At 56.7% G+C, this 6,435-nt stretch carries 6 protein-coding genes; 1 reads left to right on the forward strand and 5 read right to left on the reverse strand.

Annotated features, from left to right (window positions below; genetic code table 11):
* Positions 1–141 precede the first annotated feature (141 nt).
* From QRN55_RS23425 to QRN55_RS23445, 5 genes are all read right to left on the reverse strand, one after another.
* Positions 142–936, reverse strand: coding sequence for a 2-keto-4-pentenoate hydratase (locus QRN55_RS23425; protein WP_284778488.1), 795 nt, complete (start codon positions 934–936; stop codon positions 142–144).
* Between the two features lie 125 nt (positions 937–1,061).
* Positions 1,062–2,258 carry a citrate synthase gene (locus tag QRN55_RS23430; protein ID WP_284778489.1) on the reverse strand — a complete coding sequence of 399 codons (1,197 nt, stop codon included), beginning with the start codon at positions 2,256–2,258 and terminating at the stop codon, positions 1,062–1,064.
* A gap of 703 nt (positions 2,259–2,961) precedes the next feature.
* Complete coding sequence (locus tag QRN55_RS23435) at positions 2,962–3,177, reverse strand: nSTAND3 domain-containing NTPase (protein ID WP_284778490.1); 216 nt, start codon at positions 3,175–3,177, stop codon at positions 2,962–2,964.
* Entirely contained in the window at positions 3,077–3,571 is a 495-nt protein-coding gene (locus QRN55_RS23440; RefSeq protein WP_284778491.1) for an SOS response-associated peptidase family protein, read from the reverse strand. The genes QRN55_RS23435 and QRN55_RS23440 overlap by 101 nt, the downstream gene beginning before the upstream one ends.
* Positions 3,572–3,580: 9 nt before the next feature.
* Positions 3,581–5,647: an ATP-dependent helicase gene (locus tag QRN55_RS23445; protein ID WP_284778492.1), complete on the reverse strand. Its 2,067-nt coding sequence runs from the start codon at positions 5,645–5,647 to the stop codon at positions 3,581–3,583.
* Positions 5,648–5,888: 241 nt separating this feature from the next.
* Here QRN55_RS23445 and QRN55_RS23450 point away from each other — a divergent pair.
* Positions 5,889–6,435: TIGR02587 family membrane protein (locus QRN55_RS23450; protein WP_284778493.1), on the forward strand; the 547-nt coding region annotated here is incomplete at its 3' end.

Here is a 6,435-nt window from a genome sequence, read left to right on the forward strand (position 1 = left end):
ATTCCTCCAGTCGCAAGTGTACCAGCGATGCCGCCGTGCTTTGTGGCGGAAATGAGAATAATCGCGCCAGAGACCCTGCGAAAAGTCAGGGGTACATGGCGCGATGAAAGTTTGATCAGTGGTGTTTGGAGGCAGACGTGGTCAATCTGGAAGGGTGATGTCCAGCGCCGCGATGTCGCCCCATGTGGCGCGAATGGATGTCTGGCCCGTCAGGCGCACCAACCCGCAAAGGCTGCCGGTCGTCACCACTTGGCCACGCTTCAAACCACCCAGATGGTCGAGCGGCGCATTGGCATAGGCCAGCGACGGCGCGACAGCATCGGCCTGCGGATGCATTGGAGTGGCGGCAAGGACCACGTCGCCATCGAATTCTACAACAAGCGTTGGAAGCGTGGCGTCCTCATTGGCAACGCGGGTTATGATGGCGCTGTCGATTTCCGGCCCCAAGACGAAGGAATGATTGCCGAGACGGTCTGCGAGGTGCAGCGGGAAGGGGGCATTTGTTTCCTCCACGATACGATAGCTCACCAGTTCGGCACCCAGATGGACCGATGCGACATGCGACAGGATATCGTCCCTTGTATAGTCCTTGCCCGTTTCGGGTGCCGGAATGTCATCGGAGAGTACGAAACATATCTCGATTTCGACGCCAACCGCTCCGGTTTTCGGAACCGCAAGCGTGCCCTGTGCAGCTAAGTCGTAAACATCGAGCAATGGCGCAGCGATCGCGCGGTTGTTGTTGAACCCGACTTTCCAGCCACTGACGTCCTTGCCGATGGCCGCAGTTGCGATGGCTTGCGCGGCCATGGCTGTTTCGAGGTTATCGGGCACGAGGCCGCTGCTTTCCAGCTTGGAAACGCTGAGGGACGACTGCTGATTTTCAGCCTCGGCGAGAATAGCGCCAAGTTGTATGTTTGCGGCTGTCATCGTTGTCATGCAACACCCTCCCGTAACGTCAGATAGGGGAGATTTAATTGCAGTCATTTGCGATGCTGGCAAGTGAAGCGCCTTGGCGAAACTTCGATTTGGAGCGTCTTCAACATATATTCAGTATAATACAATTATTCCCCATCATCTCTCGGCTGCGGGCCATTGTAGCGGGCGCGAGGACGGATCAGCTTTTTCTCCTCAAATTGCTCGAAGGCATGGGCCATCCAGCCGACGGTGCGTCCAATCGCAAAGAGGCTCAGTGCCGCGCCGGGCGGAAGTCCGAGGGAACGGCGGATGGCGACGAGAGCGACGTCAATCGTCGGCAGCTTGCCGGTTGTTTCCGCCATCGTGTCGATCAGCGACTGACGCTTCGCGTCGGGTTGCAGCAGGGGAAGGAGTGCTGCCGCGCGCGGATCGCTATCGGGATAAAGCGGATGGTCAAAGCCGGGCAGACCGTCGCCACGCCTCAACCGCCGCTCTACCACCGTTGCGGCATCCGGTGCCGCGTCGATTTCATCGAATAGGATGTCCACAAGGCTCGTCATGCCGCCATGTAACGGTCCGCTGAGTGCCGACAGACCGGCATTCAGGCAGGCACCGAGTGAGGCTCCGGTTGAGGCGACGACCCGCACGGCGAACGCCGAGGCGTTCAATTCGTGGTCTGCCAGCAGCACCAGCGTGCGTCGAATGATGTCGGCCCCAACAGCATCCAGCCGCCAGATGTTTGCGAGATGCAGATGGGCTGGCTCAGCGCTTGGCGGGCTGGCCGTGGCAGCAGCGGTCATAGCACGCAGCAGTGCAGCAGCGCTTGGCCATAGTGTCCTGTTGTCGCGCTGCCATGCAGTCATACTCCCGGCTTCCAGCAGGGAAAGCAAAGCCTGACAGCGTTCCGTCAACGGCAAATCCCGCGTCATCTCGATCAGTGACAGATTCCATGAAAAGGGTCTGACCGTCGCAAACGGATTATGATTGCCGCAGGACCAGAGGCGACGCGCGACATCCTCCAACGACTGGCGCTCGGCAAGCTTTGCCGCGTCCTGTCCGCGATAAAACAGTCGTCCATCCTGAATGAGCGTGATGCCGGATGGCAGCACCGGCAGACCCCAATCCAGCGTCGTCGCCGCCACGTCGCGGGGCTTTCTACTGACGGATTTAGTCTTCTTCAGGTGATCGATATCGTGACTGCTATACAAACGCCGTCGCGGGTCTTCGGGTGCAGCCATCGTGCGCACCAGCCCGCGGCTGACATAGGCGTAGAGCGAAGCGCGGCTGATGCCGAGGGTTTGGGATGCCGTGTCTGCATCGATGAACTGCTCGTGCTTCGTCATTTTCTCGACATTGATTGAATGAATCAAGATTGATTATATTGATTCAAGCATCATTCTTATGGAAGTCAATCCATGAGGATCATCATGAACAACCCATCGAAACTTTCCTCTCTATGGGGATCGGAAGAGAACAATTCTAAACGAAGGAAATATCCGTTCTTTCTGAGGGTAAAATAAATTCCAGAATCGATTCTTCCCCTTAATCTGCTTAAGTAAGTGCCTGATTTCTGTTGCACCCTAACAATTTATTCCTTGTTCGGATTTCCCTGCATCAGCGTTGTTCCACATCTGACTTGCCTGCTTTGGATTGCGTCTACCTGCAATTACATAGCCCTGCCAAATGATCCGTCATTCTAGGCAATTCGTAAAACGAACCAGGTGCCATTTTCCGGTTCTGGTTCTCTTTGTCGAGCCTAACGAAAACGGTTGCGATAACCCGACAGCACTGTCCAACTTGTCGGCCACAACGCGTGATGGGCTCCTCGCCATCGAAATCACGTGATCGCCGCGCGGAAACTCATTCAATTTAGCACACAGTGGCGCTCTGGCAGTTCGTCACGTCATTTCTTAGCCTCTGGAGCCTTTTTCCGTCGAGATGGCGGGATGTAGCGAAGGATGTTTAAGCGGGTGGGATCATCCTCGGTGTTGATATTGAACACGCCCCATCCTTTGGTGCCATTAGGCGGGACAAATTCGATTCCGTTTACCATCCATCATCACTGTACTCCGCAGCGAGCACTTGTGCCAACGTTGTCTTTCCGACACCTGGCGGACCGGAGACTATTAGGCAGTGGTTAGCAATAAGGATCTCCGCGGATTTACGCAGACTCGGATTTGCGACGAAAGCCGAACAGCTCGTACTCCTGCTCTCCGTCTCTGACTTTGCGGATGCCTTTCCAAGGTGTCCAAAAGCCTGCAAAGAACATTAGGGGTTTGGTCTCATCCTTGGCAAACCAGGCATTCGGCACGCGTCCGCCGCCGACTTTGCTTGCAGGATCCGGTTCCGCAAAGGATGTGAAGGGAACGACACAGCGACTGGTCGGTCCGAGCCACCGACGCCAATGTGGAGAGCCGACATTGCGGATATTGGTGACGCCGGGATCATAGTTTTTCACATAGGCCGGAGGTGAAGGCATGCCCCAAGTTGCCCGGACGATCTCTCTTTGACCATCCTCGGCGATGCGAACAATGGGAGCCTGATAGCCGGGATAGACATCAAAGCTCGCCTCGTTCCACCCTGCCAGATCACGGAATGCCTTGGTGAACTGCAGGACGGCGTCACGGGTTGTGGTTACGTTGTAGAGATTGCACATCGCTCACTCCTATTTCCACATGCCGCGCATGCGTGCGCCGACATCGATGCGGATTTGCTGGGCACTGCGTTCAGATGCTGCGGCCGAGACTTTCGGCCAAGCCGTCGGTTCGAAGTATTGCAGCAGTGTCGCCGGGATGAACCGCGAACGCGATGCATAGACGTGCCGGTCACCCTGCGAGTTCTGACTATGCGTGAAAAACCGCTGCGGGGTGATGAGCGACAGGCTGTCCTTGGCCCGCGTCATGCCGACATAGAGCAGACGCCGTTCCTCCTCGAGCTCTTGCGTCGTCCCTGTCCCCAGGTCCGATGGTATGCAACCATCGACAACATTAAGCATGAAGACGGAACGCCATTCCCGCCCCTTGGCCGAATGGATGGTCGATAGGATGAGATAGTCTTCATCGAGCAGCGGTACGCCCGCCTGATCGCTTGTCGCATCCGGCGGGTCGAGTGTCAGTTCGGTCAGGAAACGTTCGCGCGAAGGATAGCCGCTGGCGATCTGCTCGAGTTGCAGAAGGTCGGCCTTGCGAGTGTCAGCATCTTCATGGATGCGCTCGAGATGGGGTTCGTACCACAGGCGGGCCTGCGCGATATCCGACGGCCAGCCCTCCTGTGTTTTGCGAAGGTTTCCCAGCAATTGAACAAAAGACGTCCAGTACTCGCCAGTCTTCGGCGGTGGCGGAATTTCAGCAAGCGTCAAGAGCGGTTCGGGATCGGACGCTATCGTGTCGAGAATGACACCGGCCTTCTTGGGGCCGATACCGGGCAACATTTGTAAAAGACGAAAACCAGCGACCCGATCACGAGGGTTTTGGGCGAAACGCAGCACGGCCAGCATGTCCTTCACATGGGCGCTGTCGAGAAACTTCAAGCCGCCGAACTTGACGAACGGGATGTTGCGACGCGTGAGTTCGACTTCTAGCGTCCCGCTGTGGCTGGATGTCCGAAACAGCACTGCCTGCTGTTTCAGCGTCATGCCAGTCTCACGATTGGCCAGAACTTGCTCAACAATGAAATTGGCCTGTTCGGTCTCGTCCTTGACCGTGACGAGTTTGGGTCGCTCCAGCGACTCCCGTTCGGTCCACAGGTTCTTGGTGAAACGCTCGCGCGCCAGTTCGATCACGCCATTGGCTGCCGCCAGAATGGGCTGGGTCGAGCGGTAATTGCGATCGAGTGTGATGACATCAGCGGCAGGGCTGAAGGATGTCGGGAAGTCGAGAATGTTGCGAACCGTCGCTGCCCGGAACGAGTAGATCGACTGGGCATCGTCGCCGACGACGGTCAGGCCACGCCCGCCGGGCTTGAGCGCCATCAGGACAGACGACTGGAGTTTGTTAGTATCTTGATATTCGTCGACCATGACATGGTCGAAACGATTGCCGATATCGTCGGCGAGATCGGGATCGCTGACCATCTGCGCCCAGTAGAGCAGGAGATCATCGTAATCGAGCACGTTCTGCGCCTGCTTGGCCTCGACATAAGCTCCGAACAATTCCTGTAACTGTTCTTCCCATGTGGCGACCCATGGGTAGTGCTGGCGCAGGATTTCGTTCAGCGGCGTCTCAGAGTTGACGGCGCGGGAGTAGATGGCGAGACAGGTGCCCTTGGTCGGGAAACGGCTCTCTGTTTTGGAAAATCCGAGCTCGTGCCGCACGAGGTTCATAAGATCAGCGCTGTCTTCCCGATCATGGATGGTGAAGTCCAGGTTGAGACCGATCTGCTCGGCATACATCCGTAGCAGTCTCGCACCGATACCGTGGAATGTACCGGACCAGGCAAGGGCGTCTGTCATGATGCCAGCATTGGCTCCGAGGACGTTGCGGCAGATGCGCTCGACGCGGCGGGCCATTTCGGAGGCGGCTCTGCGCGAAAAGGTCATCAGGAGAATACGTCGCGGGTCAGCCCCGTTGACGATAAGGTGGGCCACGCGGTGTGCGAGCGTGTTGGTCTTACCCGAGCCTGCACCTGCAATGATCAACAGAGGCCCTGCTGTGTTGCCATCTGCCAGCCCGACGCCGTGCTCGACGGCCTTGCGCTGCTGCTCGTTCAGTTTTTCCAGATAGGCAACCGCCATGCCGTTATCCTTGATATGCGCCTACTTTGAATTCGGTATGGACGAAGCTCTATAAACCGCGATGGACGCGTCAAAATTGACCGCGAACAAAGTGAGAACCTATCAGGTGGGTTGGATATTGAAAAGTCCTTGATTAGCGTGACGTGATTGTCGTCGCGTCCACTCTTCGATGCTGTTAAGGTTCGGCATTGCGACGATCCGGTCCTCGCGCATGACCAGAGTCATTCTGTGGAGAACGAGATTGGGTTCGAAAGACGGCGCAAGTGGTGGATTCGATACAAGCAAATTTCTTGCTGGAATCGCGCGCGGAGTTGCGGGCGCTCTTCTGTTCGCTCTGCCGATGTTTATGACGATGGAAATGTGGGAGCTTGGCTTCTACATGGATCGCACCCGGCTTTTGCTCCTTCTTTTGATCAATCTGCCTCTATTGATCGGGTTGTCTCGCCGGATAGGGTTTGAGCAGACCTCGGGTTGGCGGCAATCTGTCCGAGACGCCGTCATCGCTTACGCTTTGGGCATGGTTGCCAGCACCCTGATTCTGTCATCCATAGGCGTGTTGCAGGCGGGTCAGACGCCCCACGAGATCGTGGGTATGATTGCTCTGCTGGCGGTGCCGGCGAGCGTTGGTGCGATGTTGGGCCGTAGCCAACTGGGTGGAAAATCTGACGATGAAAAAACTGAGGATGACGATGATCCAGTTCAAAATCGCGAGACAAGTTACGGCGGTGAACTTTTTCTGATGGCGGTCGGTGCGCTGTTTTTAAATCTGAACGTGGCGCCCACCGAGG

Source organism: Agrobacterium sp. lyk4-40-TYG-31, assembly GCF_030209855.1.
Classification (GTDB): Bacteria; Pseudomonadota; Alphaproteobacteria; order Rhizobiales; family Rhizobiaceae; genus Agrobacterium; species Agrobacterium vaccinii.